The organism is Enterobacter cloacae complex sp. IR53030 (genome assembly GCF_049238365.1).
GTDB lineage: Bacteria > Pseudomonadota > Gammaproteobacteria > Enterobacterales > Enterobacteriaceae > Enterobacter > Enterobacter kobei.
This window is the reverse complement of record NZ_JBMKHA010000019.1, coordinates 44,537-70,305: the sequence shown is the minus strand read 5'-3', so window position 1 is coordinate 70,305 and position 25,769 is coordinate 44,537. Positions and strand designations below refer to the sequence as shown.

General features: G+C 55.6%; 23 protein-coding genes and 2 tRNA genes. 11 read left to right on the top strand and 14 right to left on the bottom strand.

Annotated features, from left to right (window positions below; translation table 11 throughout):
* Position 1 precedes the first annotated feature (1 nt).
* From ACOTXR_RS18360 to ACOTXR_RS18350, 3 genes are all read right to left on the bottom strand, one after another.
* The gene (locus ACOTXR_RS18360) at positions 2 to 2,719 is read right to left on the bottom strand and encodes a TcfC E-set like domain-containing protein (protein ID WP_058690689.1); all 2,718 of its coding nucleotides are present in this window, start codon (positions 2,717 to 2,719) and stop codon (positions 2 to 4) included.
* A gap of 72 nt (positions 2,720 to 2,791) precedes the next feature.
* Positions 2,792 to 3,298: a CS1 type fimbrial major subunit gene (locus tag ACOTXR_RS18355; RefSeq protein WP_421767064.1), complete on the bottom strand. Its 507-nt coding sequence runs from the start codon at positions 3,296 to 3,298 to the stop codon at positions 2,792 to 2,794.
* Positions 3,299 to 3,373: 75 nt separating this feature from the next.
* Positions 3,374 to 4,117 (bottom strand): fimbrial protein, encoded by a 744-nt coding sequence (locus ACOTXR_RS18350; protein WP_032637044.1) that lies wholly within the window; start codon positions 4,115 to 4,117, stop codon positions 3,374 to 3,376.
* A gap of 308 nt (positions 4,118 to 4,425) precedes the next feature.
* Between ACOTXR_RS18350 and ACOTXR_RS18345 the strand changes: the two genes are divergently transcribed.
* Both ACOTXR_RS18345 and ACOTXR_RS18340 read left to right on the top strand, forming a co-directional pair.
* Entirely contained in the window at positions 4,426 to 5,181 is a 756-nt protein-coding gene (locus ACOTXR_RS18345) for a winged helix-turn-helix domain-containing protein (RefSeq protein ID WP_032637043.1), read from the top strand.
* Positions 5,178 to 5,654 carry a hypothetical protein gene (locus ACOTXR_RS18340; protein WP_032637041.1) on the top strand — a complete coding sequence of 159 codons (477 nt, stop codon included), beginning with the start codon at positions 5,178 to 5,180 and terminating at the stop codon, positions 5,652 to 5,654. Before ACOTXR_RS18345 ends, ACOTXR_RS18340 begins: the two co-directional genes overlap by 4 nt.
* 55 nt (positions 5,655 to 5,709) lie before the next feature.
* On the opposite strand, the gene yccA is transcribed toward ACOTXR_RS18340, so the two are convergent.
* Positions 5,710 to 6,369: an FtsH protease modulator YccA gene (yccA, locus tag ACOTXR_RS18335; RefSeq protein WP_013097244.1), complete on the bottom strand. Its 660-nt coding sequence runs from the start codon at positions 6,367 to 6,369 to the stop codon at positions 5,710 to 5,712.
* A gap of 269 nt (positions 6,370 to 6,638) precedes the next feature.
* On the opposite strand from yccA, the gene ACOTXR_RS18330 reads away from it, so the two are divergent.
* Positions 6,639 to 8,267, top strand: coding sequence for an ABC transporter substrate-binding protein (locus ACOTXR_RS18330; protein WP_023338218.1), 1,629 nt, complete (start codon positions 6,639 to 6,641; stop codon positions 8,265 to 8,267).
* 144 nt (positions 8,268 to 8,411) lie between these two features.
* Positions 8,412 to 8,499, top strand: a tRNA-Ser gene (locus tag ACOTXR_RS18325).
* 66 nt (positions 8,500 to 8,565) lie between these two features.
* On the opposite strand, the gene ACOTXR_RS18320 is transcribed toward ACOTXR_RS18325, so the two are convergent.
* From ACOTXR_RS18320 to ACOTXR_RS18300, 5 genes are all read right to left on the bottom strand, one after another.
* The gene (locus tag ACOTXR_RS18320) at positions 8,566 to 9,402 is read right to left on the bottom strand and encodes an alpha/beta fold hydrolase (protein WP_058689796.1); all 837 of its coding nucleotides are present in this window, start codon (positions 9,400 to 9,402) and stop codon (positions 8,566 to 8,568) included.
* 154 nt (positions 9,403 to 9,556) lie between these two features.
* On the bottom strand, positions 9,557 to 9,775 hold the full coding sequence (locus ACOTXR_RS18315; protein ID WP_023332630.1) for an acyl carrier protein: 219 nt from the start codon (positions 9,773 to 9,775) through the stop codon (positions 9,557 to 9,559).
* A 17-nt stretch (positions 9,776 to 9,792) separates the two neighbouring features.
* Positions 9,793 to 11,226: an AMP-binding protein gene (locus ACOTXR_RS18310; RefSeq protein ID WP_058689795.1), complete on the bottom strand. Its 1,434-nt coding sequence runs from the start codon at positions 11,224 to 11,226 to the stop codon at positions 9,793 to 9,795.
* Positions 11,223 to 12,341 carry an MBOAT family O-acyltransferase gene (locus ACOTXR_RS18305; protein WP_058689798.1) on the bottom strand — a complete coding sequence of 373 codons (1,119 nt, stop codon included), beginning with the start codon at positions 12,339 to 12,341 and terminating at the stop codon, positions 11,223 to 11,225. Before ACOTXR_RS18305 ends, ACOTXR_RS18310 begins: the two co-directional genes overlap by 4 nt.
* 128 nt (positions 12,342 to 12,469) lie before the next feature.
* Positions 12,470 to 13,606 carry a D-alanyl-lipoteichoic acid biosynthesis protein DltD gene (locus ACOTXR_RS18300; RefSeq protein ID WP_058689794.1) on the bottom strand — a complete coding sequence of 379 codons (1,137 nt, stop codon included), beginning with the start codon at positions 13,604 to 13,606 and terminating at the stop codon, positions 12,470 to 12,472.
* Between the two features lie 278 nt (positions 13,607 to 13,884).
* On the opposite strand from ACOTXR_RS18300, the gene ACOTXR_RS18295 reads away from it, so the two are divergent.
* Positions 13,885 to 13,972: transfer RNA gene (locus tag ACOTXR_RS18295), tRNA-Ser, on the top strand.
* A gap of 54 nt (positions 13,973 to 14,026) precedes the next feature.
* Here ACOTXR_RS18295 and ACOTXR_RS18290 read toward each other — a convergent pair.
* A complete protein-coding gene (locus ACOTXR_RS18290) occupies positions 14,027 to 14,884 on the bottom strand; it encodes an AraC family transcriptional regulator (RefSeq protein ID WP_032637038.1) in 858 nt (285 codons plus the stop codon).
* A 228-nt stretch (positions 14,885 to 15,112) separates the two neighbouring features.
* On the opposite strand from ACOTXR_RS18290, the gene ACOTXR_RS18285 reads away from it, so the two are divergent.
* From ACOTXR_RS18285 to ACOTXR_RS18270, 4 genes are read left to right on the top strand one after another with little or no spacing between them, the layout of a single operon-like run.
* A complete protein-coding gene (locus ACOTXR_RS18285) occupies positions 15,113 to 16,951 on the top strand; it encodes a DUF2264 domain-containing protein (protein ID WP_058689793.1) in 1,839 nt (612 codons plus the stop codon).
* Positions 16,948 to 18,228 (top strand): oligosaccharide MFS transporter, encoded by a 1,281-nt coding sequence (locus ACOTXR_RS18280; RefSeq protein WP_014883276.1) that lies wholly within the window; start codon positions 16,948 to 16,950, stop codon positions 18,226 to 18,228. Before ACOTXR_RS18285 ends, ACOTXR_RS18280 begins: the two co-directional genes overlap by 4 nt.
* 13 nt (positions 18,229 to 18,241) lie before the next feature.
* The gene (locus ACOTXR_RS18275) at positions 18,242 to 19,432 is read left to right on the top strand and encodes a glycoside hydrolase family 88 protein (protein ID WP_058689792.1); all 1,191 of its coding nucleotides are present in this window, start codon (positions 18,242 to 18,244) and stop codon (positions 19,430 to 19,432) included.
* 22 nt (positions 19,433 to 19,454) lie between these two features.
* A complete protein-coding gene (locus ACOTXR_RS18270; RefSeq protein ID WP_014883278.1) occupies positions 19,455 to 20,054 on the top strand; it encodes a DJ-1/PfpI family protein in 600 nt (199 codons plus the stop codon).
* A 132-nt stretch (positions 20,055 to 20,186) separates the two neighbouring features.
* On the opposite strand, the gene ACOTXR_RS18265 is transcribed toward ACOTXR_RS18270, so the two are convergent.
* From ACOTXR_RS18265 to hpxO, 3 genes are read right to left on the bottom strand one after another with little or no spacing between them, the layout of a single operon-like run.
* Positions 20,187 to 21,122 carry a PDR/VanB family oxidoreductase gene (locus ACOTXR_RS18265; protein WP_058689791.1) on the bottom strand — a complete coding sequence of 312 codons (936 nt, stop codon included), beginning with the start codon at positions 21,120 to 21,122 and terminating at the stop codon, positions 20,187 to 20,189.
* A gap of 11 nt (positions 21,123 to 21,133) precedes the next feature.
* Positions 21,134 to 22,168, bottom strand: coding sequence for a molybdenum cofactor-independent xanthine hydroxylase subunit HpxD (hpxD, locus tag ACOTXR_RS18260; protein ID WP_014883280.1), 1,035 nt, complete (start codon positions 22,166 to 22,168; stop codon positions 21,134 to 21,136).
* A 15-nt stretch (positions 22,169 to 22,183) separates the two neighbouring features.
* On the bottom strand, positions 22,184 to 23,338 hold the full coding sequence (gene hpxO, locus ACOTXR_RS18255) for an FAD-dependent urate hydroxylase HpxO (protein WP_023337051.1): 1,155 nt from the start codon (positions 23,336 to 23,338) through the stop codon (positions 22,184 to 22,186).
* 239 nt (positions 23,339 to 23,577) lie between these two features.
* Between hpxO and uraD the strand changes: the two genes are divergently transcribed.
* Together uraD and uraH are read left to right on the top strand one after the other, a co-directional pair.
* Complete coding sequence (gene uraD / locus ACOTXR_RS18250) at positions 23,578 to 24,078, top strand: 2-oxo-4-hydroxy-4-carboxy-5-ureidoimidazoline decarboxylase (RefSeq protein WP_058689790.1); 501 nt, start codon at positions 23,578 to 23,580, stop codon at positions 24,076 to 24,078.
* Positions 24,075 to 24,398, top strand: coding sequence for a hydroxyisourate hydrolase (uraH, locus tag ACOTXR_RS18245; protein WP_023332642.1), 324 nt, complete (start codon positions 24,075 to 24,077; stop codon positions 24,396 to 24,398). Before uraD ends, uraH begins: the two co-directional genes overlap by 4 nt.
* On the opposite strand, the gene guaD is transcribed toward uraH, so the two are convergent.
* A complete protein-coding gene (gene guaD / locus ACOTXR_RS18240; RefSeq protein ID WP_058689789.1) occupies positions 24,378 to 25,694 on the bottom strand; it encodes a guanine deaminase in 1,317 nt (438 codons plus the stop codon). The two genes, uraH and guaD, sit on opposite strands and share 21 nt — an antisense overlap.
* Positions 25,695 to 25,769: the final 75 nt, after the last annotated feature.

Sequence of the window (25,769 nt, the reverse complement as noted above, 5' to 3'; positions counted from 1 at the left end):
ATCATTTCCCTTTAGTGAGGTTGTCGGCGTTCATGGCAGTTGGCCCGGCAGGTACCGATCGTCCGGCGAGCATCAGCTGTGCCTGCTGCTGGATGGCATCCGGCAGGGCCGAGAAGGTTAATTCCCGACAAGGAATTGAGCCGACATAGCGCACCACGTCGCGCATACTTTTCACGTTGAGTTCGCACTGATAAAACTGCTGCTGACGCACCAGGTAGAGGTTATGCAGCAGGGCATCGCTCTGGGCGCTGAATCCGCCGTTGCCGAGATCGCTCCAGCCGTTAACGTTCAGCGGCACACCACCGATAAACGGCGAATGACGCTCGTCGGTTAACTGGCCGAGCCAGGTGTAGCTTGCGGTGGTTTGCACATCCCGACGCAGCAGTTTGCCTGGCACCATAAACAGCGTTCTGCTGCCTGAACCTTGCGTGATCTCACTGCTGGCTCCCCGGGATACATCCAGCGATTCGTTAATCGTCAACGTGGTCTGCTGGTAGCCCGGTACGGCGAAGAGAGCGCGGCTATTACCCGGAATGTCTGCGCTCCCGCTGTTATCCAGCGACACGGCAACGCTCGGAGCCTGGGTATCAGTCGGTGTGGCAACGTTAACCGCGACGGCGGAAGCAGGGCGTCCGTCGCTCCAGCGGCCCAGCCACAGGCCAGAACGCGACAGCGCAAGTGTCGAGCTGTAGTTGCCGCTGGTGCTCAGCGTATGGCGTCTGTCCTGACGATCCCAGGCGTCGCTGACGGTCAGACTGCCGTTGCCATATCGCCCGCCCTGGCGCGTATAGGCTGAGGTATTCAGCGAGTCGCTGTTAATGCCTGATGCGCTAAGGCCGTACTCGTTTTCACCGCGTGCATCGCTGTACCAGTTATGCGCCACGTTGTAGCTCAGCTGATTTTTTTCACGCTGCTGGTGCTGCCAGGTCGCCCCCAGAGAGGTATAGCTAGACGCATCACCCTGACGGTTATGCGCCATGGACAGGCTCACGCTCAGGTAGCCGCCTTTGTCCCTGCCGTCGCGGGCATCATCGTTGCGCATGAAGAGGTTAACGCTACTGTTAATGTTCAGACCATGGGTGCTAAAGGCATTGCTCAGGCCTCCCTGCCAGGCCCGCGAGCGCGAGCGGGTCATATAGACCGATTCCCACGGCAAACCCGCATCGTGGCGATCGTCGCTATCCGGCAGCTCCCGGCGTGAAACGTACCGTCCTTCGTTGCGGTTATCCGAATAGCCGAGGCTCGCATACCAGGCGCCGACAGGGACGGAAAACATCACCGAGAGGGTGCGATAACAGCCGTTCACGGCATCAAACCCGGCTCTTCTGGTGTTGCAGTTTTCCGCTGATAGCGCGTTGCGATAGAGGCTTAGTGAAAAACCGTCGTTGTAGCTGATTTGCTGAATATTGCCGCGCTGGCCTTCGCTGCCGTAAAGGTAGCTAAACCGGGTACTCAGCACGCCGTCGATCGGGCCCGCGTTGAAGCCCCGGCTCCAGTCGAGCGCATTTTCCAGGAAGCGCTGGTTTTGCTTTATCGTTGCTCCGCTGGTAAGCGCTAAGGTCTCGGTGACGGGCAGGCGTACGCCCGCCTGCGCAACCGCGCTGGGTTCTTCGTTTTGATCGCTATTGTCGGTTTCACCCGCCTGCAGGAACCACTCGACGCGGTCGAATGGCGTAATGCCGGTTCGGGTAAACGGCACCTGCTCGGTACGCGTTAGCCGGTTATTTTCATAGACTGACAGCGTGACGGTGTAGCTCCCGTCCGGAAACGATCGCGTGTCGAGAGTTTGCGCCCCGGCATTCAGGTAAAAGCTGGCCAGCAGCTGACTGCCACGGCGGGCATCAATACGCGCGTCATGGGAAAGCAGCACGGTGATAGGGGTTCCCTTTGACTGCTGAACCGGATTTATCCACGCCCGTGTTGAGCCTGCGCGTACGCCGCGAATTTTCCCCAGCGGCAGCTGGCTGAGGTTGATATTTCCACCGGCATTACTGAACAGATCGCGGGTATCCATTTCGCCCAGCTGGACATAGTACTGGCGCAAGATATCCTGGCGGAACCAGGCATTGTTAACGGTGATTTCCTGTTGCTGCTGGTGCCTTGAACGCTGTCCCAGCCAGGTCCAGTCGAGGTTAACATAGCCGTCCTGCGTGAGCGCCAGCGCGCCATTGCCCTGCACGGTGGCTGACTGATAATCCCTGTCGGCAACAAAATTAACATTCTGCTGATGGATAAGCGCATTTTCGGTGTCCTGCGTGGGCTGATACCACTGATTTTCCGCGGTGGCTTTAGGCAGGAATTTCTTGTCTAAAAACAGGCTAATACGGGCGTTATTCTCGTCATAGATAATGGCCGCGCGGTCGGTATCAATGTAATCGCAGCCCGCTGCGGAGCTGTTGCTGCTGCAGGCCAGGTTGCCGTTACGGGCAAGCGGAACGGCCAGCGTGGCAGACACGGTGGCAACGAGAGCAGGGTCGTCGTTAAACCGTCGTTTGATGGCCGCTACAACGGTTTCAGGTGCGACAAAACTGACCGTTTCAAGCGTGATATCCGTTTCAAACAGGCCAAGCGACTCGCCATAGAGGTTTACCTCTGTCCACAGGCGCTGGGTTTTCGCCAGATCTTCAAAACCTGCCGGGACGGTCATCCCGGCACAGGCGAGTTGGATGGAAGCGGGTAACAAAGCAACAAAGAGGAGAGTATTTCTGTGAAACGCCATGAACGAGCCTCGACATCATCCTGACGTCAGAGGGTGGGCACCCTCTGACGTTATTCCTTAGGTGCTGTGGTGTTACGCACCGCCTTCCGTGGTCGTCGCTTGCGTCAGCATCAGGCTGACAACGCCGCTGTACTGACCGGTTTTCAGAATGCCTTTGGTGGTCTGAGAAATGGTCAGCGGCAGTACCGCTGAACCGTTTTCAATGCTCCCCGGGAACAGTTCGGTACCGGTATATTCAACATCGGCGGTAGAGAGGGTTTTATCGCCCAGCTTCACCGTCATTGGGATGGACTCAGCACCGTCGGCATTTGCCAGCTTCGCGGCACTCACCAGACGGACTTTCACGTTGCTGGTGGCGGAGTTAGACCATACCTTGGTATTCAGGCGGTAGCTTTCCAGACCGCGGCCTGGCAGGTACTGCATATCGATGCTTGCCGGCAGCGGCGTATTATCCGCCTGGGTCATATCCAGCTGTGAATCAACGCTGGCGTTGACGGTAATATCTTTTTGGAGCGCCAGCGCGCTAACGGACGTGGTCATCGCGGCAACAATCATCAGGGGTTTAAAATACTTACGCATTGATATCTCCATATTTACAAATGAGCACCCTGGCTCTTTAAACAAACCCTTTGGGGTCTTTACGGTAACGTCGTGTTATTGCACGACGGGTAAATCAGCTTCTTCAGCGGTTTTATTCACCCAGTTGAAGTAGCGGAATTTATATTTATGGCCTTGTGTCTTTGTGAGCGTTTTTAATTTCCGTTCGGTGTCCGGATAAATCGTCGCGTCTTCTTTAATCCATTTACACGACGAATTTGCGTCACAAATACCGATCTCTCTCAGCGGCACGCGCAGCGTACCGTTGTTTTTTAACGTCCCCCTGCGAGGGTCTATCGAGAGTGAAACCACACTTTTTTCCGGGGCGAGGTGGATCAGGGCGCCCCAGATGACATTGACGCCCAATGTCGCCTTCGCCGCAGCGCTTTCTGCCTGACCTGGAATAATGCTGTCAGGTTGCTTTACCCCTTCAAAATAGACGCGCCAGGTGGTCTCTTTTTCCGGTGGCGTGAGCGATACCAGACGAACGACGCGCATTGCGCCAGCCGCCAGGGCAAATTTTTCTGGCGTCACAACAACGCCACCTTCTTTCCACGAGGCCACATCAATCTCTTTTTCCTCGGCAGTGCCGGGATTAAGAATTTTCTTTTGCCTCACCCGAATGAACTGAATATCATCCGTTTTTGAAGCCACTTTTATTTGAGCCGCCCCGGACTTATCCACGTTAAGTTCCATCGGGTACACGCTCATATTGGCCATTGCCATTTCTGAGAAAAATGGTAATGACAGCGCGGCGACATAAAAGGCGGTTGTCATGTTCACTCTTTTTTTCTGTTTCACATTCTGCCTGCCTGCTCTGAGTTCATCGGTGGCGCGTTAACACCAGGACACCGTCTGCTTTCGTATCGCTTCAGGGCAGGGAAACTTTAACCAGAACAGCGGTTTGTGAAAATTTGTATTAATTAACTCGTTAAATACAGTTTTTTATCCTGCTTTTCTGTCTTTAAGGTTGTATAGTTAAGCGAAAATACCGCGACCAGGGATGGGAAGAAAATTCCTTCTGATTACAAAATAAGCAGATCAGGAGGTGATTTTCATGTCGATGTACCAGGGATTAAAAAGCATGCGGTAACAGCCGAGAATAAAAGATGTTTTTTATATGCAATAATTCGTTGTTATTCGATCCTGAATCACATGCAATAAGTCTTGTTGGACAACCCGAGTCTGTATTAACGCTTTCGGCACCGGCCGTTCGTCTTTTACAGGAGTTTATTAAGCACAGAGGTCGTGACCTTAGCCGGGATGAATTGATCGCTCGCGTGTGGGAAGCGTTCGGCTTTACGCCATCAGGAAATAATCTCAATAAAGCGGTAAGCGAATTACGTAAAAGCTTTCAGTCGCTGGGAGAGGGGCATGAATTTATCGTGACCGTACCCCGCTATGGATTTCGTTTTGAGGCCGATGTGATTTTTCAGCCTCGGGAGAATATTCAACCCGTTGATTCTCAGTCTCCGGTTGAACAGCAAGACGTAAAGCCGCGGCGCACATTCCTGAAAAGGGGGGCGATTACGGCGGTCGCGATCGTCGCTGCACTAGGGGGATGCCTGTACTTTAGCCGCCCGCAGGGGATAACCGTTCCGGCGAAACTCACGCCAGTTAAGGAAAAAATTGCGCGTTGCAGTATCTGGATAATTAACGATCATGGACGGCCGTTAGTGTTATCGAAATTAGCAAAACAGCTGGAGGCGAATAACGTGGCATGCGAGCGAGAAGAGTATAATATTTATTATTTCAGCGCCCGTTTTGCTATTTCCGCCGCGGATGAGGTTTTCATTGGTGCCTGCCCGGGAAGTAAAACCAGACTGTGCAAAACCATTCGTTATAAAAGCGGGGCTGAAAAATGAAAATAAAACTTATTTTTGGGCTGAGCGGTGTACTGGTTGGTGGTGCAATAGCGCTTTTTTACTATTCTGGCGGCCTGGGTAAAAAGGATGTGCTTGCCTGCAGTACAGAATTTAATTTCACGCGCAATGAGGGAAAAGCAAGTGAGGTGAAGGTCAATACCTTTGCTCAGTTCTATTTTCATCAGGATGGAACCGGGTTGACGACTTACAAAGGCGCGGCAAGGGCTGGCGGGCAATGTTTGATCGTTGACAGGGATGTCGACTTTACCTGGGAGCAACGGAAAGATGATAACGTCATTGTATTGAGCTACACCAAAACCTGGCGTCGACACAATGACAATACCCCGGATGCTCAATGGGGAAGCTTCGCCTATCCGACCGCACGTTACTACCTGACGATCTCTGAACTGTCGCCCGCCGTGTGGCTGATTCAGGACCGGCGTTATCCTACCTATATCTGCCGGGGAGAATAAGACAAAAAAAAGAGAATGCCATGGGCATTCTCTTTTTTCGTATCAGTGATGCAAATTAATCCCGGCTGGCGAAGCCCAGAATGCTCAGCAGGCTGACGAAGATGTTATACAGCGATACATACAGGCTCACGGTGGCGCGAATGTAGTTCGTCTCACCGCCGTGAATGATGTTGCTGGTTTCATACAGGATCGCGCCAGATGACAGCAGGATAAACACCGCGCTAATCGCCAGATGCAGGGCAGGCAGCTGCAGGAAGATGTTAGCCACCATACCAATCAGCACCACCACGATACCCGCCATCAGCATACCGCCGAGGAAGGACATGTCCTTACGGGTGGTCAGCACGTAGGCCGAGCAGCAGAAGAACACCAGCGCGGTACCGCCCAGCGCCATGCCAATCACGTCGCCCATACCGGCAGACAGATACGCGTTCAGAATCGGCCCCAGGATATAGCCCAGGAAGCCGGTGAAGGCGAACGCGGACAGAATACCGACCGGTTTATCCGCGGTTTTGTAGGTCAAGAACATCAGCCCATACATCCCCACCAGCGTCAGGATCAGCCCCGGAGACGGCAGCATCAGCACGGTGCTGGCGGTGGCAGTGATCGCCGAAAACGCCAGCGTCAGGCTGAGCATGAAATAGGTATTGCGCAGCACCTTGTGGGTACTGAGTAGCGATGTGCGGTCGCGTGAAGAAGTAATAATACGATCCATGAGTCACTCTCTTATGACAGATGTAATTAGCGGAAAGAATAGGAAACGGCGAGCCAGTCTCAAAGTGGTTTTACCCATCTTTACTCAGCACGTTAGCGAAGGAGATGGTTATTTCTTCTGCAGAAATGCATTTCACCAGAATGAACAGCGGTTTGAGAAAATTTACCAGATCAACCTCTTATAGGTTACTGAAAAATATTGCGTTATTACCCTTAGGGCGCTAAGAGTTATCTCCGGATCGTCATAAAACAGACAATAAGGCGAAGGACATGAAACCACAAACACGCACGCGCTTTACACTCTCTTTACTTACCGCCGGGATCCTGTGCGCCAGTACGGCATCCTGGGCGGCCAACGTCCCGGCAGGAACCGCGCTGGCAGAGAAACAGGAACTGGTCAGAAATAATGGCAGTGAACCGGCTTCGCTCGATCCGCATAAAGTCGAAAGCGATGTCGAATTCAATATTATCAGCGATTTATTCGAAGGTCTGGTGAGCGTCTCCCCGACGGGGGAAATTCAGCCCCGGCTGGCGGAAAAGTGGGAGAACAAAGACAATACCGTCTGGACGTTCCATTTGCGGCCGGGCATCACCTGGAGCGACGGGACAGCGATTACCGCAGAAGATGTGGTCTGGAGCTGGCAGCGCCTGATCGATCCTAAAACGGCGTCACCGTATGCCAGCTATCCGGGCAACATGCATATTGCCAACGCGGCCGATATTGCCCAGGGGAAAAAAGCCCCCGATACGCTGGGGGTAAAAGCGATTAACGACACCACCCTGGAAGTGACGCTCACGCAGCCAAACGCGGCTTTCCTTGCGATGCTGGCGCACCCGTCGCTGGTACCGGTGGACAAAGTGCTGATTGGGCGTTTTGGCGATAAGTGGACCAAGCCGGAGCATTTCGTCAGCAGCGGGGCGTATAAACTTTCTCAGTGGGTGGTCAACGAACGCATTGTGGCGGAGCGTAACGCGCGCTACTGGGATAATGCGCATACCGTTATCAACAAAGTGACGTATTTGCCCATCACCTCTGAGGCCTCAGATGTGAACCGCTATAAAGCGGGTGAAATTGATATTGTCTACACGGTCCCCATTAACCAGTTTGCCCAGCTGAAGAAAACCCTTGGCAGCGAGCTGGACGTTTCACCGCAGCTCGCGACCTATTACTACGAGTTCAACACCACGCGCCCGCCGTTCAACGACGCGCGCGTGCGTAAGGCGCTGAATATGGCGCTGGATAAAGACATCATTGCCGGGAAAGTGTTAGGGCAGGGGCAGCGTCCGGCGTGGCTGATTAGCCAGCCGGACATCGGTGGGGTCAAGCTGCAGAACCCGGATTACGCCAGCTGGCCGCTGGACAAGCGCATCGCGGAGGCGAAAAAACTGCTCAGTGAAGCGGGGTATAACGAAAGCCATCCTCTGCGCTTCAACCTGCTCTATAACACCTCTGAATCGCACCAGCGTATCGCGATTGCCGCCAGCTCCATGTGGAAGAAAAACCTCGGCGTGGACGCGAAGCTGCAAAATCAGGAGTGGAAAACCATGCTGGATACCATGCACACTCACAACTTTGACGCGGTGCGTTACGCATGGATTGCGGACTACGACGATGCAGCAACCTTCCTGAACAACTTCCGTACCGGCGACAGCGAAAATACCAGCCAGTACAGCAATCCGGAGTACGACCAGGCCCTGATCAACGCCGCGAAAGCGAAAACAGCCGGGGAACGGGGTAAATTCTACCAGCAGGCGGAGGATCTGCTTGGCCGTGATGTGCCAGCCATTCCGGTTTATCACTACGTTCGTACCCACCTGGTCAAACCGTGGGTAGGGGGATTCACACCGGATAAGCTCGGGTACTATTTCACAAAAGATATGTACATCAAAAAGCACTAAGAGGGCGGGCTGAATGTTATGCTGTTAAAATCGCCGATATGTCGTCAGTTCAACCGATTAAACGCGTTTTGGCTATTTTTACAGCGAACGATTGCAGCCACTCTTTACAGCACGCGGTGAGGTGTTTATAGTTCGCCTCACTTAGGAAGTGTGGCCGAGCGGTTGAAGGCACCGGTCTTGAAAACCGGCGACCCGAAAGGGTTCCAGAGTTCGAATCTCTGCGCTTCCGCCAGATATAAACCCCAGCTTACTCGTTAAGCTGGGGTTTTTCTTTTGGCGTGAATTTAAAACCTGACGTTTATGAACGGATAAACGCAAGAATGTCCGCGTTGATGGTCTCCGCATGCGTGGTGTGCATCCCGTGCGGGAAGCCTGGATAAATTTTCAGCACGCTGTTCGCCAGCAGCTTGTCCTGCAGAAGGGCGGCATTCTTATACGGTACGACCTGATCGTCATCGCCCTGCATTACCAGAACGGGAACCGTGATGGCTTTTAAGTCCTCCGTCTGGTCAGTCTCTGAAAACGCCTTAATCCCCTCATAGTGCGCTTTGGCACTGCCAATCATTCCCTGACGCCACCAGTTCTGAATCGTAACCTGTGAAACCTCCGCGCCATCCCGGTTAAAACCGTAAAAAGGGCCGCTGGCTACGTCGAGGTAAAACTGCGCGCGATTGGCTGCCAGCGCACTACGGAAGCCGTCAAACACCTCGATGGGTGTCCCGCCGGGGTTATTCTCTGTTTTGACCATCAGCGGGGGAACGGCGCTGACGAGCACCGCTTTGGCGACGCGCCCCTGCGGCTGGCCGTATTTCGCTACATAGCGGGCGACCTGGCCGCCGCCGGTAGAGTGACCGACATGCACGGCATTGTGCAGATCCAGGCTTTCAACCACGGCCGACGCGTCGGCCGCATAATGATCCATATCGTGACCTTCACTGACCTGATCCGAACGTCCATGACCACGACGATCGATAGCGATAACGCGATAGCCCTCTGCAAGGAAGAAGAGCATCTGGTTATCCCAGTCATCGGCACTCAATGGCCAGCCGTGATGGAAAACAATGGGTTGAGCTTCTTTCGGACCCCAGTCTTTGTAGTAAATGTTGACGCCGTCTTTCGTTGTTACGAATGCCATACCGCAGACTCCTCTGTTAAAAACAACACGACCCCTAAAGTGTAGGAGAAATCATATCAGCGGTGGGTTTCATTCCCGTGAAAGGTATTCATTTTGCATTCAGGGCTCTGGCGCGGTGCGCCAGAGCCCCCAGGGCGGGGTCATACAGAGGGGCTTAGCGGTTCTCTTCAATATAGCGGGCGAGATCTGCCGGGGTCTTCAACACCGTCGCTACGTCAGTTGGCGGGATCATACAGCCGTAAACGTCCTGCACTTCCAGCACCATATCGACTGCCAGAATAGAGTCGAGAATATCAGATTCAATCAGTTCATCGTGAAAGCCCACTTTACGGGATAATACTTTTTCGAACAGGGCGAGAATTTCGTTTTCCATTATGTTTCCTGGGATAATTAATGAGTGCGGGCGTAAGCGTCCAGCAATTTGCGGTCAATTTTGCCGTTAGGGTTCAGCGGCAACGCGTCTTTTACGATAATTTGTGTAGGCACCATATAGTGGGGAACCACTTTCGACAGCGAGGTTTTGATCGTGTCCGGTGCCATTTCCGTCACGCAGAACGCGGCAATACGCAGCACGCTGCCGCAGGGTTTCATCAGCGGCATCACTACCGCTTCATTAATGCCGGACATGGCCAGCAGACGGTTTTCGATCTCGTTGATTTCAATACGGTAGCCATTCAGTTTGACCTGACTATCGTTGCGACCCTGGCAATAGATCATCCCCGCTTCATAACCCAGATCGCCGGTCCGGTAGCCGCGACACGCGTCATCTTCCCGATGCAGTAATTTTGCCGCGTTCTCCTGCGGCAGGCCGAGGTAGCCGCGCATGACGTTTTTACCCCAGATAATCAGCTCGCCCTCGGCGGAAATGTCCATTCTGCTCTCCGGCATCATGACCCCCACCGGCAGCACGGCGCTGTCCTGGTTAAGGATCTCATCCGTAATTTCAACCACCGTCGTCGCGATGGTCGCTTCCGTTGGGCCATAGGAGTTGATGATTTTGGCCTGCGGGAAACGGCGGCGCAGCTGTTTAACCAGCGCTTTATTGAGCACTTCACCAATGAAGATAAAGACGCCGAGTTCAGGCAAATACTCGCTGTTAAACTGCGGGGACAGCAGCTGCTGGTAGGCAAAAGAGGGCGTGGACACCCAGGCGGAGACCGCGTTGCTTTTGAGTCGCGCCAGCCAGTTCTCTTTCTGAATATCCTCTTTGGCGTTGAGCACGATGTGTCCGCCCATCGCCAGGTTCGCCAGCAAAGGGATCAGGGAGAGGTCAAAGCTGAACACCGCGTGGTTCATCAGCACCGGTTTTGCCGGCAGGGAAAAATCCTGGCTGACCCATTTCATGAAGTGCCAGACGCTCTCACGTCCAATCTGCACGCCTTTCGGTTTGCCGGTGCTGCCTGAGGTAAACATGATATAGGCCAGATCCTGCTCTTCCAGGACCTTGCCCGCTTCACCGGTGGCAATAAACTGCCGGGTTGCCACGTCGTAATAGTAAGGGACACTGGCCAGGCTACAAATCTCCCGGAGCCGCTCCTGCGGGTAAATGCAATCCACCGGGATGTACGGAATGTTGTGCAACAGGCAGCTATAAATCGCCACGGCGAACTCGGCCTGCTGATGACCATATAATACGACCGGTGTGCCTTCGATAGGCTTGCAGCGTTGATAGCGTTCCGCCCAGTCCATCACGGCGGCGGAAAGCTGTAGCCAGCTGAGGGTTTCGTCGCTACCCGTGATGGCCAGCTGCTGCGGGGAGGCGGGATCGCGCAATGCCGCGCGTAAGAAATCCTGCAGTTCCTGCAGATCGGTGTGATTTTTCATAGAGGAGACATTCCACTAAAGATGTAAAGGGATCCTGCGGCGCTGCCCAGCGTCAGAATTCGCCCCAAAAACGCCACTGCCGGATACTGCAAACCACGGTGTAATGCCGGGCTGCGTTTGGCTGACCACAGCAGCATGTTGTGTGCGACGGAAATGGCGCCAAACAGCGCGCCGCTGATGACATAATGGCGTTCCAGGCCATTCCATGCCCCCATGCAGAACAGGGTGCAAAAAATACCGATATTTTGCGCCAGCGTTTTGTTCTGACGGAAAAAGTTGAACTTCATCAGGTTCATATAGACGGGCATAAACACCACATCGCGCAGCCATTCAGACAGGCTGATGTGGAAGCGCCGCCAGAAGTCCTGAGGGTTCTTTGCAAGCAGCGGCATATTGAAGTTTGCCGGAATATTCAGCCCGAATAAGCGCCCGGCACCGATGGCCATATTGCTGTAACCTGCAAAATCAAAGTACAGATAGGCGCTGTAAGCAATCGACATCACCACGCCGACGGTCAGCGAAAATGGCTTATGGCTCCAGGGCTGCACCACAAGCGAATCGATCAGCATGGCAAACAGGAACTTCTGGATGATGCCGGTGACGATCTGCTCTAACGCTGTTAAACATTGTTCACGGTTAAGGGTGAATGCGGGTTTATTCACATCGCTCATCCATGTCCGCCAGCGGTACATCGGCCCGGCCAGAATAATAAAGGGCATAAAGAGGTAGCAGAAATAGTGCAGAATATTCTGGCCCTCTTTTTTACTGCGATACAACAGCACATCCACCGCGCGAAAGGTCATAAAAGAGAGACCGATCATGCCGAGATGGTGATTAAAATGTAATTTCACCAAAAACAGTGGCAGCAGCGTTAACACGATCGCCTGCCAGGTTTTTAACCATCCTTTTTCTTTTAACGTGGCGAAAAGATAAAAACAGCCAAAAACGATCGCCGGAATACGATAATCGCCCTGAAAAATATAGCCCCAGCCTAATGCTGTCAGGACGACCAAGGACGATAACCAGGTCAGGCGATGGCGCAGCAGGCGATTAATCAGCGCAAATACCCCTGCCGATGAAAATAAACAGACAAAAAACAGTCCTGAGCTGTACATCATTCGGCCTCAGAATTTCTGATATTCAAAATGCAGTTGCATACTCATGCTGTCATCGACAGCGGTCCACGCGACGATGGTGATCCCAAGCAGGAGATAAAGGATAAACAGACGGATCGCGATTTTCATTATTTAAAACTCTGTGCAATAAAGCGAAGCATAGGCACCCAGGCCAGTTCAGTCGGGTGCAGTCGGTCCCAGTTCCAGCCATTCTGATAAGGCATAGCGTACATATCTAAATAAGGGATCTGGTTCTCTTTCAGAATGGATTGAATTTGCTTATCGTACGGGCGGAAAGTGTCGGTATGGTAAAGCGCCCACGGGTTAACCGGGTCGACGATAGCAATGACCTGCACGTGATGTGCCTTCAGCAGCTGGACGGTTTTCCTGAACGCAGCGAATTGGCCGGGCACCACCGGCGTGTCATCCCACTGCTGCGGCTTACCGTCCTCTTCGTAAATCGTTTTGTCCATCCACAGGGTCGCCGCGCTTTGCTGGCGAACTTTATTTAATTCACGGGCATTCGCCAGCTCTTTATTCCAGTCCGGAGTCATGTGGGTGGTTGGCTGTTGCGGCCAGGGTTGCGCCGTCTCAGGCCTGATATTGAGCAGCGACAGCCAGTCGTTTTTTATCAGGGTACAAATATTAGCGAACTGGAAACCGATCTCATCCCAAATCAGATCGGGGTGCCAGCCGAAGACACGCATTTGCCCAAAGGTTAAATGGCTTATCTCTTTAGCATCAATATGTTTTAAATAATTCACGAGGATCGGACGTGCCTGCGGATCCTTCATCAGGGGATCAAAAACAGAGCCCGGAAAATTATCCGCATAGATAGCGGGTGGCAGACCTTTTGAGTAAAAGCTGTCAGGTGCCAACAATAAAACCACTTTACTGTTTGCGTTAAGGCTATTTTTAAAACGTGAAAACAGTAAAAATTGTGTTTCATCATCGACAAACGCATCGCCATACGCCACGACGGGTTGGTGTAATTGCTGATTAAAATAATGATAGACCGCGTAATGTTCATCTTCGGAGGTGGCAACTTCAGAGGCACCAATGAAGAAAATGGCATTCCCCTCCAGGGCATGGGAAATGGTGGCAATTTTTTCCGCTTGTTCTTTCGGTGTGCCCGCCATGGATTTGATCAGCGGCTGGAATTTAAGCGGCGGATCAAAGCTGGTCACCAGCGGGTGAATGCTGAGGAATAAAATGGCCAGGGCTGCCATCAGGATATGTAAGCAAAACGTATTTTTGATTTTCATCATTAACCAGTAAGACTACATGGCGGCAATTTTCTAAAATCCGTTAATAACCGGCTTTATAACAATTACACAACAAATGGCCGTCTATTTTGGGGCATTCTATACCAGAGCGATTTAGAAGGATGAGCGTTGCCGTGTAACGGTATGTACAAGTGGGAGAGAGCGACGCGGGGATCGGGGAATGAGCGATTTTTTGCGCAGTTAAACGCCAGGGCGTAGAAATAGAAAAATTCCTGCTTTACAAGGCGCTAATAGATGTTTATAGTGCGCCTCACTTTGGAAGCGTGGCCGAGCGGTTGAAGGCACCGGTCTTGAAAACCGGCGACCCGAAAGGGTTCTAGAGTTCGAATCTCTACGCTTCCGCCAAATTCGAAACCCAGGTCGTTATGCGACCTGGGTTTTTTGTTTGTTAAAACCGCCTTAACCGGGAATTCTGGTGCCGGAGTTACTCCGTCGATACTGCAGCGGCGTCTGACGCATCATCTTTTTAAAGCAGGTAATGAAATAGGTCACCTCGCTAAACCCCACTGCCAGTGCAATGGCGTCAACAGGCTCATCGCTGTACCGTAAGAGATCGCAGCTGCTTTTAATCCGCCGGGTCAGCAAATATTCGTGGATGCTACCGCCGGTCTGCTGGCGGAAAATGCGTGAGGTATAGCTTCGCGAGAGCCCCAGGTCGTGCGCTAACCGATCGAGCGAAAACTTGCTGGCATAGTGGGCTTCGACCCAGCTCATTATCCGCGAGGCGACGGTCTGCTGGCGCGGCGGGTAGGGCTGCGGCTGCTCGGGCAGACATGTCATCAACTGCATCACCAGAAATGCCACCTCGCAGGCTTCGGTCTGCGCGTTGTCCTCCAGGCGCTGAAACTGTTCAAGTATTCTCTCAATAAACGCCGCGTGCGTGCTGAGATCGTAAATTTGTGCCGGGAGATTGCTGGCGGCCAGCGAGGCGAAGCGGGCCTGATGGCGCGGAAAGGTGCTGAGCGCACTTTCGACGACCGATTGCGCAATGTGCATGGTGGTGCGGTGATAGGGGTTCTTATCGCTATGATCGACCTGCACTTTGTGCAAACGGAAGGGCGGGAAAACAAATAAACGCCCCGGACGGGCGGTGTAGTGCTGATTGTCCACCACCACGATGCCATAACCGCTGGAAATATAGAGCAATTCAACGCACTGATGCCAGTGGTAGTAAACCGCGCTGGTGGTGTACATGCGGTTAAATGAAATGGCCTGCCGATCGAGCGTAATGCGTTCCAGCAGTTGCGTTTCACCCATTTGACCTCCAGGACAACAGATTTAAATTTTTAGACCATCATTTGTAATTTATCCCTCTCTCGATCGACAAAATCCAGCAAAAATGAAATGCCGGTTTAATTTTGTGAGTCTGCTCACTCAGCACCGGGAATAAAAGCGGTTACTCTTCATTCAGACGTCGCACTCGTGGCTTTAAAAAGCCAAATAACAATAACTTATCTCTACCCTCGTGTTATGCGGGAGGACCCTGTGCAACCTGAAAATATTCATCTGGATAACCCACTGACGAGCCGTGATGAGGTACTGCGGCTGGTTAACGATATGCTGAACGCGGTGACGCCTTATTTTAAAAAAGACGCCAGCCGCATTGATTTAGCGAACTTTACCGCTCACTACGGCCAGCAGGTCGCGAGCATGGAAACCTTTTCCCGTCTGCTGTGGGGCATCACGCCATTGTTGGCTGGCGGCAGCGAGCCGCAACACTTCTCTTTCTATTTACAGGCGATAAAAAACGGCACCAATCCGCAGCATGCTGATTACTGGGGCGATGTCGGTCCTTTCGATCAGCGAATCGTCGAAATGGCGGCTTACGGGTTACTGCTGGCGCTGGCGGGCGAAACCGTACTGGCACATTTCACTGAGACGGAGAAAGAGAATCTATGGCGCTGGCTAAAGCAGTGCGAGACCCAGGATATCCCCGATAACAACTGGCACTTCTTTCCGATTCTGGTGCAGGTTGGCTTCCATTATTGTGGCATGCCGACCCATCCGCAGGCGCTGGAAAATCATTTCGCTGCCATGGAGCACTACTATCTTGGCGATGGCTGGTACTCCGATGGTCCGGGCCGGCCGCGCGACTATTACATCTCGATGGGCTTCCATTTCTATGGACTGATTTACGCGAAGCTAATGGCCGATGTCGATCCAACGCGGTGCGCAACCCTGCGCGATCGCGCCGCGCGTTTCTCCTCTGACTTCATTCATTTCTTTGCCGAAGACGGCGCGGCGATCCCGTTTGGCCGTAGCCTGACCTACCGCTTTGCCGAGGCGGCGTTCTGGAGTGCGGCGGCTTTCGCCGGGCTGGAGGTCTTTTCGCCGGGCGTGATTAAGGGCATCGTGCTGCGCCATCTGCGCTGGTGGCTGAAGCAGCCGATATTCGACCGCGACGGCATACTGAGCGTCGGCTACAGCTACCCGAATCTGGTGATGGCGGAAGACTACAACGCGCCGGGTTCACCGTACTGGGGCCTGAAGACCCTGCTGGTACTGGCATTAGATGAGGGCGACGCTTTCTGGCAGGCGGCCGAGCTGCTGCTGCCGCCATTGCCCGCGCAGCACACGATAGCCCACGCGGATCAGGTGGTGGTGCATCAGGCCGATCACCTGTGGATGCTGACGTCCGGCCAGCTGGAGCTGAACAACTTCGTGAATACCGAAGCGAAATACTGCAAATTTGCCTATTCCACCCGCTTTGGCTTCACCCTCGAACGCGGGCGCTATGGCCTGAACCATGCCGCACCCGATTCGATGCTGCTGCTGGCCGAAAAAGATAACTACTGGCGTGGCCGCCGTGAATGCCAGCACGTGGTCACCGCCGACGGTACCATATACAGCCGCTGGCTGCCGTGGCGCGACGTGGTGATTGAGAGCTGGCTGCTGGCGCTGGGCGACTGGCAACTGCGCGTCCATCGTATCAATACTCAACGCGAGCTGGATTGCGCGGAAGGGGGCTTTAGCCTCGCGAACCGCCCACAGCCGCAGGCGCAGGAGATGGAAAGCGCCTGCTGGTTACGCAATGCCCAGGATGCCTCAGCCATTTTCTGTTTACATCCGCACGCCCGCCGCGGCGAAACGGTGGTGACGCCGCCAAACAGTAATCTGTTGTTTGCCGAGCGCGCGGCAGTGCCGCTGCTGCGCGGTGAACTCGATCCCGGCACGCATTTGCTGATAAGCGCGGTGTGGGCGGGAAATGCCGCAGGCTTCGATCCGCAACACTGCCCGCAGGCCTTCATTAGCGATGACGCGGTACGCTTCGTGATGGCACGACAAGAAACGACGCTCGTTCTGGCCCCGGAGACATCGCTATGAGCACATCATCGTCCGTACGCGCCGCACAGTACAAAATGAGTACCTTTATTTTTCTCTACTTCTTCACCTGGTCATCCAGCTTTGGCCTGTACGCCTTGTGGCTGAGCCAGAAAGTGGGCCTCGATAGCATCACTATCGGCAGCGTGTTCGCCATCAATGGCGTCTTCGCGGTTGTCCTGAAGCCAGTGTATGGCTACATCATGGACAAAATCGGCATGAGCAAGTGGCTGCTCTATTTTGTCTGCGCCATTTCTGCGCTGATGGCACCGTTTTTTGCGCTGGTGTACCAGCCGCTGCTGGAAAGCCATGCGATGGCCGGGATTATCATCGGCGCGCTGTATCTGAGCCTGGGCTGGTACGCTGGCGTTGCGGCGTCTGAATCTTACGCTGACCGCTTTAGCCGTCTGTACGGGCTGGAGTTTGGCCGCATCAGAATGTGGGGTTCGCTGGGCTGGGCGATGGCGGCTTCGGTCTCCGGGCTGTTGTTTAACGTCACGCCGCTGGCCAACTTTCTGCTCAGCAGCGGTACCTCGGTACTGATGCTGCTGGTGCTGATTAGCCTCAAAATCGGCGATGAGCAGCTGCGTAATAACAGCGTTATTTCCGCCAATAAGATTGTCTTCGCCGATGTGCTGATGCTCCTGAAAAACCGCAAATTCTGGATGTTCAGCCTCTACGTCGCCGGGGTGGCGTGGATGATGTTTATCGCCGAACAGCAATTCCCGCGCTACTTCGTATCATTCTTCGCCACCAAAGAGCAGGGAAATGCCTGGTACGGCTACCTGAGCACCGTCCAGTCGGGTATGGAATTCCTGATGATGATGTGTATCCCGTGGCTGGTGAATCACTACGGCGCCAAGCGCGGCCTGGTGTTCTGCGGCTGCGTGGTCGGGGCTCGGCTGATCGCCTCCGGACTCACCAGTGACCCGATAGTGATCTCTATCATCAAACCGTTTTATGGCGTCGAGATCGCGCTGCTGCTGATCTCGGTCTTCAAATACATCGCCGAACATTTCCATCGTCGGGTTAACGCCACGATGTACCTGCTGGGCTACCAGGCGATGATTTACGTGGGGTCGATTGTGGTCGCTCCACCTGCTGGCTATCTGTACGACAGGATAGGCTTTGAGCATACCTATCTGCTGATGGGCTGCTGCGCCCTGATATTTACGCTGATTTCCGCCTTTACGCTGTCGCGCTGCCAGTCGAAGTGCGATGTCTCACGCCCCTTTGCTCCGGCATTAGATTCCGCCCCGGTTGAACCGGCCAAACATTAATTCAGGAGTTGTTATGACCAAATCTGTTATCACCGAAGCGCTGCGGCCGATCGAACTGCATCAGGTCGATCGCCTGGCCCTGAGCCAGAAGCTGGAAGCGGCGTTAAACCGCGTAACGCGCAAGCTCGACAAAAATATTGTTGCCTTCGGCGATAAATTCCCCGGCGAAGCCTGTGAGAAGGGCGTCTGGCCGCGCACCGATAACGTGGAATGGACCACCAGTTTTTGGCCAGGCCAGCTGTGGCTGGCGTGGGAGATGACGGGCAAAGCGCATTATCGCGACGCCGCCGAGCGCTATTTACCGTCGTTCGCCCGGCGTATTGAGCAGCGTATCGACACGGCAACGCACGATCTTGGTTTTCTCTATTCGCTCTCCTGCATCAGCGCCTGGCGCCTCACCGGCAACGAAGCCGCTCGCCGGTCGGCGCTGCTGGCAGCCGAGCGCCTGATGGAGCGTTTTAACCCAACGGCCAGGATTATCCAGGCATGGGGTGATTTAAACGACCCGGAGCAGCAGGGGCGAATGATCATCGACTGCAACATGAACCTGCCGCTGCTGTACTGGGCCAGCGAACAGACCGGAGATCCACGCTATGCGCAAGCGGCGACGGCTCACGCCGGACAGGCCGCGAACTATATCGTGCGGGAAGATGCCTCGACGTATCACACTTACTATATGGATGTCCAGACGGGTGAGCCGCGCTTTGGTAATACCCATCAGGGTTACAGCGACACCTCGTGCTGGTCGCGCGGGCAGGCATGGGGCATTTACGGCTTCCTGCTCAGCTATCAGCACACCGGCGATAAGCAGATGGTTGAGCTGTCACGCAGCCTGGCACATTACTTCCTCAACCGTTTGCCGGAAGATGATGTGTGCCACTGGGATCTGGCGCTGCTCGGCACCGACGCCGTGCGCGACAGTTCAGCGGCGGCGATTGCCGCTTGCGGTCTGCTGGAGCTGGTCAAGGCGCTGCCGACGCTCGACGCAAACCGTGCGTATTACGAAGAGATGGCGCTGCGTATTGCGCTGTCGCTGACCGATAACTACCTTGCCCACGACGACGATCCGACCGAAGGGCTGCTGCAACACTCGGTTTATCATATGGGCAGCGGCAAGGGGGTCGATCAGTGCTGTAGCTGGGGAGACTATTTCTATCTCGAGCTGCTGGCGCGGCTGCGACAGATTTGGCACCCGTACTGGTAACTCTGAAGCCATGGAGAGCAAAATGAAAAGCGTAGCCGTGCTATTGGCCCCCGGTTTTGAAGAGGGGGAAGCGATCGTCACCATCGATATCCTGCGTCGCCTGAATATTACGGTGCAGACGATTGCCTGCGGCGAGAGCCGCGAAGTGGTGAGCTATCACGCCATCTCAATGGTGGCGGACAGCACCCTGAAGGCCAGTTTCGATTGCACCTTTGACGCCGTAGTGTTACCGGGCGGCCCGGAGGGCAGCGTTAACCTGGCGAAAAGCGCGGAGGTCATCGCCTTCGTCCGCCGCCACGATGAAATGGGCAAATATATCTGCCCGATTTGTTCCGCCGCCGCCCGTGTGCTGGGCGGTAACGGGCTGCTGAAGGGGCGCCGCTACGTCTGTTCCGGCGATCTGTGGAAAACAGTCAGCGAGGGCAGGTACGTCGATGCCGAGGTGGTGGAAGACGGCAATCTGCTGAGCGGTCGCGGCCTGGGTAACGTATTTGATTTCGCCTTTACCCTGGCGGCGCGATTACAGGGCGATGATGCCCTGGCGCGCGAGCAGGCCAGCCATATTGAGTACGCGTGGCAGGATAGCGATCCCGTTTACGGGCTGGCAAAAAGCGATGTGTGAGTTTCGCCCGGCGGCGCTACGCTTGCACGGGCCTATAATGAATAGTGCAATATTTTGATATTGTTACGGATTGTAGGCCGGGTAAGCACAGCGCCACCCGGCAAGAAGGCCCGCTAAAATGTTGATGTCGTTTTACAGCCCAATCACCAGCTCCCCCGAATGGCTCCGCGAGCAGCACAGCGCCACCTGCTGGTTTGTTGCGCCTTTTTCCGCCTCCGACTGCACGCTGTCCCGGTGATCCACCACGCCGTCAATCACCGGCGTCAGGCAGGCGCCGCAGATCCCCATTTCACAGGACAGCGGTACGTCTACGCCGTTTGCCTGTAAGACCTGGGCAATGGTTTTATCCGCAGGCACCGGCCAGCGCTCCCCGGTGGAGGCCAGTTTAACGGTAAAGATCTCGCCGGTTTCATGACCAGCGGCAGGCGCAGCAGGCTGAAACGCCTCGCTGTGAATGTGGGCGTTATCCCATCCCTTCGTCGTTGCCACATTGCGGACTTTCTCCATAAAACCCGCAGGTCCGCACACCCAGGCATGCAGTCCCGCTTCCGGTATGGGGAGATGTTCTGCCAGCGCTGAGCGGGGGCTGAGGGTATGAATGATGCACTCACCGTACTTTGAGAGTTCCCGAACAAACGCCGCGCTTTCGCGATTTTTAACGTAATAATGCAGCGTAAACGGCGTTCCGGCCGCCTTCAGCTGCAGGGCCATCGCAAACAGCGGCGTAATGCCAATGCCCGCAGCCAGGAGTAAAACCCGCTCTGCCTGAACGAGCGGGAACAGATTGCGTGGGGCGGAGATCGTGAGTTTCTGTCCAGGCCGCAGCGTCTCGTGAACGTAGCGCGACCCGCCGCGCGAGGCGGTTTCGCGCCCCACGCAGATAAGATACCCTTCGTCCTCACAGGCTCCGGTCAGGGAATACTGGCGCATCAGGCCGCAGGGCAGGTGCACATCAATATGCGCGCCGGGCTGCCACGCCGGTAGCGCGGCGCCGTTTTCCGCCACCAGCCTGACGGCGAGGCTTTTATCCCCCTCACGCCACAGCCCATCAACGATAACGCTCAACATATTGGCCTCCGTCATACCAGGAAAAATTCGCCGAATCCCATCTTTTTCAGTCCCCGACGGTAGGCAATCGAGCTTTTATCCGCCGGGATATGGGCTTCGAGCGTCAGATCCAGCGGCAGGCTTTCCGGGCGCTGGGTTTCGACCATCAGACGGTCTTCTTCAAAAATACGCAGATTGAAGGCATGCACATCTTCCACCGGAATATGCAGATCGAAGTTGCGCGCGATAGGGGCAAACATCCGGGTCACCCGCGATGATACCGGCGACGCGGCGTTCATAATCACCAGTCGGGATTCCCCCGGGAAATGGATCGTCAGCGTGGCGGTAAACGGCAGATGCATTTCAAAATGACGCAGCCACTGGAAGCCCTCCGGAGCCTGGACGTCTGAACTGGCGGGATAGTTGCTCACGGAACTCCAGTAATCGGCCACGAAACCGAACGGCGTCTCCTGCGGCTGATAGGTGGGAACCAGCTGATTATTGGGATCGGCAAAGGTATCGGTGTGGATCCAGGCAAAGTGCGCCACGTCCAGAAATCCTTCCACCTGGCGACCGGCGAAGCCATTCACCTCGAACGCCGGGCAGTTAATCTGCTGGAATCCGTCGTCATCCCAGTGCGGCATGGCGGGCAGCGGTACCGGATTGTCCGGGTCAAAGGCCAGACAGGTCCAGATCAGGCCAAAGCGCTCCTCCACGGCGTAGTTAATCAGGTTCAGCTTCGCCGGAACGGGCTGGTCGGGGCTGGACGGGATACGGTTGCAGCGCCCGTCCTCTCCGAAGCGTAAGCCGTGGTACGGACAAATAATGCCGTGCTCATCGTGAAAGCCCAGCGTCAGCGGCACGCCGCGGTGCGGACAGACATCCCGGGCGACCACGACCTGGTCGTTAATCCGGTAAATGACCAGCTGTTCATCCAGCAGGGTTGCTTTAACCGGTGCCGGGCCGATGTCGCAGGCGCGTGCAACCGGATGCCAGCATTTCGCCAGGCGCAGCCAGTCCTCTGGCTCAAAGGTACAGTGGGCGGGTGGAGTCGGTTCTCTTTTCATCGTTGTCCCTCTTGTTCAGCCTAACGGGCCGCCCTGAATGGTTTCGCACAGACCGTTGATGATGCGCTCCCCGGTCTCCTCTTTCAGCTCCTGATACCAGGCCTGCGTCAACGTCATGTCTTTGCCGTGGGTGACGTCGCAGCGTTTGCGCGCCTTCAGCACCAGGTCACGCACCCGGTCGCAGCGCAGCGCTTCGTACTGTCGCAGCGCCAGCGTAATGTTGTGGTTCTCTCGCAGGCATTCGCCCAGCACCACGGCATCTTCCATCGCTGCACAGCCGCCCTGGCCGATATCCGGCGTGGTGCTGTGCCCGGCATCGCCAAGCAGCGCGACGTTGCCGCGCACCAGGGTATCGAACGGTTCGATGTCGTGGATTTCAATCCGGTTAGTGGTGTCAGGATCGAGCGCGGCGATAAGCTTTTGCACCGGCGGCGCCCAGCCGCGGAAGTAGCCCGTGAGATCGGCACGCAGGGTGGTGCGATCTTCTGCCAGACCCGCAGGGAGCGGCACGTCAAAGAAGAAGTAGAAGCGTCCGCCGGAGACGGGCATCAGCGATACGCGTTTGCCCTCACCAACGAAGGTGGTCCACTGGTGCGCCGGGGCAATCTCTTCATCAATCTTCACCAGCCCGTTCCAGTTCACGTAACCGGCGTAGCGGCGCTCCGGCGTATAACCCAGCACATACGGACGAACCGCCGAGTGGCTGCCGTCGGCGGCAATCAGAAAATCCCCGGTTGCCGCGGTGCCATCGGTGAAGGTGACGCTCACGCCCGCGTCATCTTCCCGGACACGTTCGACGCGCTTGCCAAACTGCACGTTATCGCGCCCCCAGAAGTCCAGCATTTCGCGCTGAAGTTCCGCGCGCGAGACGGGGCAGGGACGCCCGCCGGTGCGCTCGACCAGCGGCGCGAGGCTAAAGCGGGTCAGGGTATCGCCGCGCCGGTAATCTTTGTAGGCCATAAAACGCATCGGCCCGCCGTACGTCTCGATGATGTCGCCCATGCCGAGGTGCTGCATGCATTTCACGCCGTTAGGCCAGATGGAGATGGCCGCCCCGACGGGCTTGATCGCTTTGACGGCTTCAAACACGGTACAGTCGATGCCCGCTTTCTTCAGCGCAACAGCGGCGCTCAGGCCGCCAATTCCCGCACCAATAACGATTGCTTTCATGCTTCTCTCCTTTTGCAGGGTGTAAAGCCATTCAGCAATTTGCGTACCAGGCTGCAAAGGGATGAAAACGGCGTTGAGAAGGGCAGGTTTGCACTGCTAAGGTGCACAGACGCGGTGAGCTTGCCTTTTTTTGAATCAAAAATTTCCAGTTGAGCTATACGGAATCAACTGTTTCACGCTCAGGCAAGGAGTGGCGTGGTTTGTGCAATGACCTGAAAGAGGATAATCAAGGAGATACTATGATCGCACTGCACGACTTTAATTGGCTTCCTGAGAAAGAGGCTCTCGCGCTACTCCACCCCTGCGTGGCGATCCCCGGCTGGGCTGAAGCCCTGGTGCGCGGGCGGCCCTATTCCCGCCGGGAAGACGTGTTCAGTACGGCACTGGCGCTGACGCAACGCTGGGATGAGACGGCGTTAACGCAAGCCCTGAGCGCCCATCCGCGTATCGGGGAAAAGCCAGCGGGTTCCCAGGCGGAGGCAGCACTGTCGCGGCAGGAACAGGGCGCGGTGAATGACCGCGATGCTGCCCTGACGCAGGCGTTACGGGAAGGAAACGCCCGCTATGAAGCCCGTTTCGGACGGGTCTTTCTTATCCGCGCGAAGGGCCGCAGCGGAGAAGAGATCTTACAGGCGCTGAACGCGCGGCTGGAAAACAACGATACGCAGGAAGTATTGACCGCGCTGGAACAGCTGCGGGAAATTACGCTGCTGCGGCTGGAAGGAGTCATTAGCGAATGAGCACACTCAGCACCCATATTCTCGATATTTCAACGGGGAAACCCGCCGAGGGCGTGACGGTTCATCTTGAGCGGGACGGGGAGATCATGGCGACTGGCGTCACGAACGCCAGTGGGCGCATCACAGAATTCGTCCCGAACCTGGCAAAAGGCCGCTACCGGCTGGTGGCCGAAATCGGTAAGTGGTTTAGCGACACAGGCCGCGAGACGATCTATCCCTGCGCGCAGATTGAGTTTGTGACGGGAGAATCGGCAGACGAGCATTTCCATCTGCCGTTTGTGATTGCGCCCGGTGGCTGGTCAACCTACCGGGGCAGCTGACCACACCTGCACGCCGTTGACCCAGGTTTCGCTGATGTTGCGCTCATCGCCCAGGGTCATCAGCACAAAGAGCTGCTCGTAAATGTCCTGGCAGCGGCGATTGCGCAGGCGCTGCAGCGGCGTTACGTCCGGGTCGATGACGACGAAATCCGCCTCTTTGCCGGGCGTGAAGTTGCCAATCTTCTCGTCAAGCCGGAGGGCGTGCGCGCCGCCCAGCGTGGCGTGATAAAACGCCTCGCTGGCGCGGAGACGGTAGCTCTGGAGCTGACCCACCTTGTACGCTTCCCCCAGGGTACGCAGCATGCTGAAGGTGGTGCCCGCGCCCACGTCAGTGCCGATGCCCATCCGCACTCTGTGCTGCCAGCAGGCGGGCAGGCGAAACAGCCCGCTACCGAGAAACAGGTTCGAGGTGGGGCAAAACGCCACCGCCGAACCGGTGTCATGCAGGCATTGCCACTCGCTGTGGTGCAGGTGGATGGCGTGGGCAAATACGCTGCGCTCGCCGGTCAGGCCGTAGTGGTGATACACGTCCAGATAGCGTTCATGCTCCGGCCAGAGGTCGCTCACCCAGGCCACTTCGTTTGGGTTTTCGCTCAGATGGGTTTGCAGCCAGGTATCCGCAAACTCCTCTCTCAGCAGGCTGACCGCGGCGAGCAACTCGGGAGATGACGTCGGAGCAAAGCGTGGCGTAATGGCATAGCCCAGCCGCCCCCGGTGATGCCAGCGCTGGATCAGCTCGCGCGTCTGCCGGTAGCTCTGTTTCGCGTCCTCGCTCAGGTAGTCCGGCGCGTGTCTGTCCATCATCACCTTCCCGGCGATAAGGCGCATGTTGAGGCGCAGCGCCTCAGTAAACAGCGCCTCGACCGATTCCGGATGCAGCGTGCAGAACACCAGCGCGGTGGTGGTGCCATTGCTCACCAACTGGTTAATGAAAAATTCGGCGATCTCTTTCGCGTAGGCTTCATCGGCAAACTGGCTCTCCACCGGGAAGGTATAGGTGGTCAGCCACTCCAGCAGCTGCTCGCCAAAGGCGCCGATCATCTCCGTTTGCGGATAATGCACATGGGTATCGATAAAACCGGGCAGCAGCAGCTTGCCGCGCAGGTCAGTGTAGCCTTTGTGCGGGTCAAGATACTGCTCGCCCTCCTGCCACGCCATGTGCGCCAGAATGTGGCCATTCTGAATAAACAGCAGCCCGTCCTCAAGGTAGCGCGCGTGTTCGGCAATGGTGTCTGCGCTGTCGCAGACCTGGGCAATGTCAAAAAATGTACCGCGTATCGCAGTCTGGTATTCCATCATGGTTCCTGCCTTCGTGTTTGCGTAGCGGGGTGAGAAAGCGCAGCAAGAACAGTGCCAGAATGAACGGGCCGC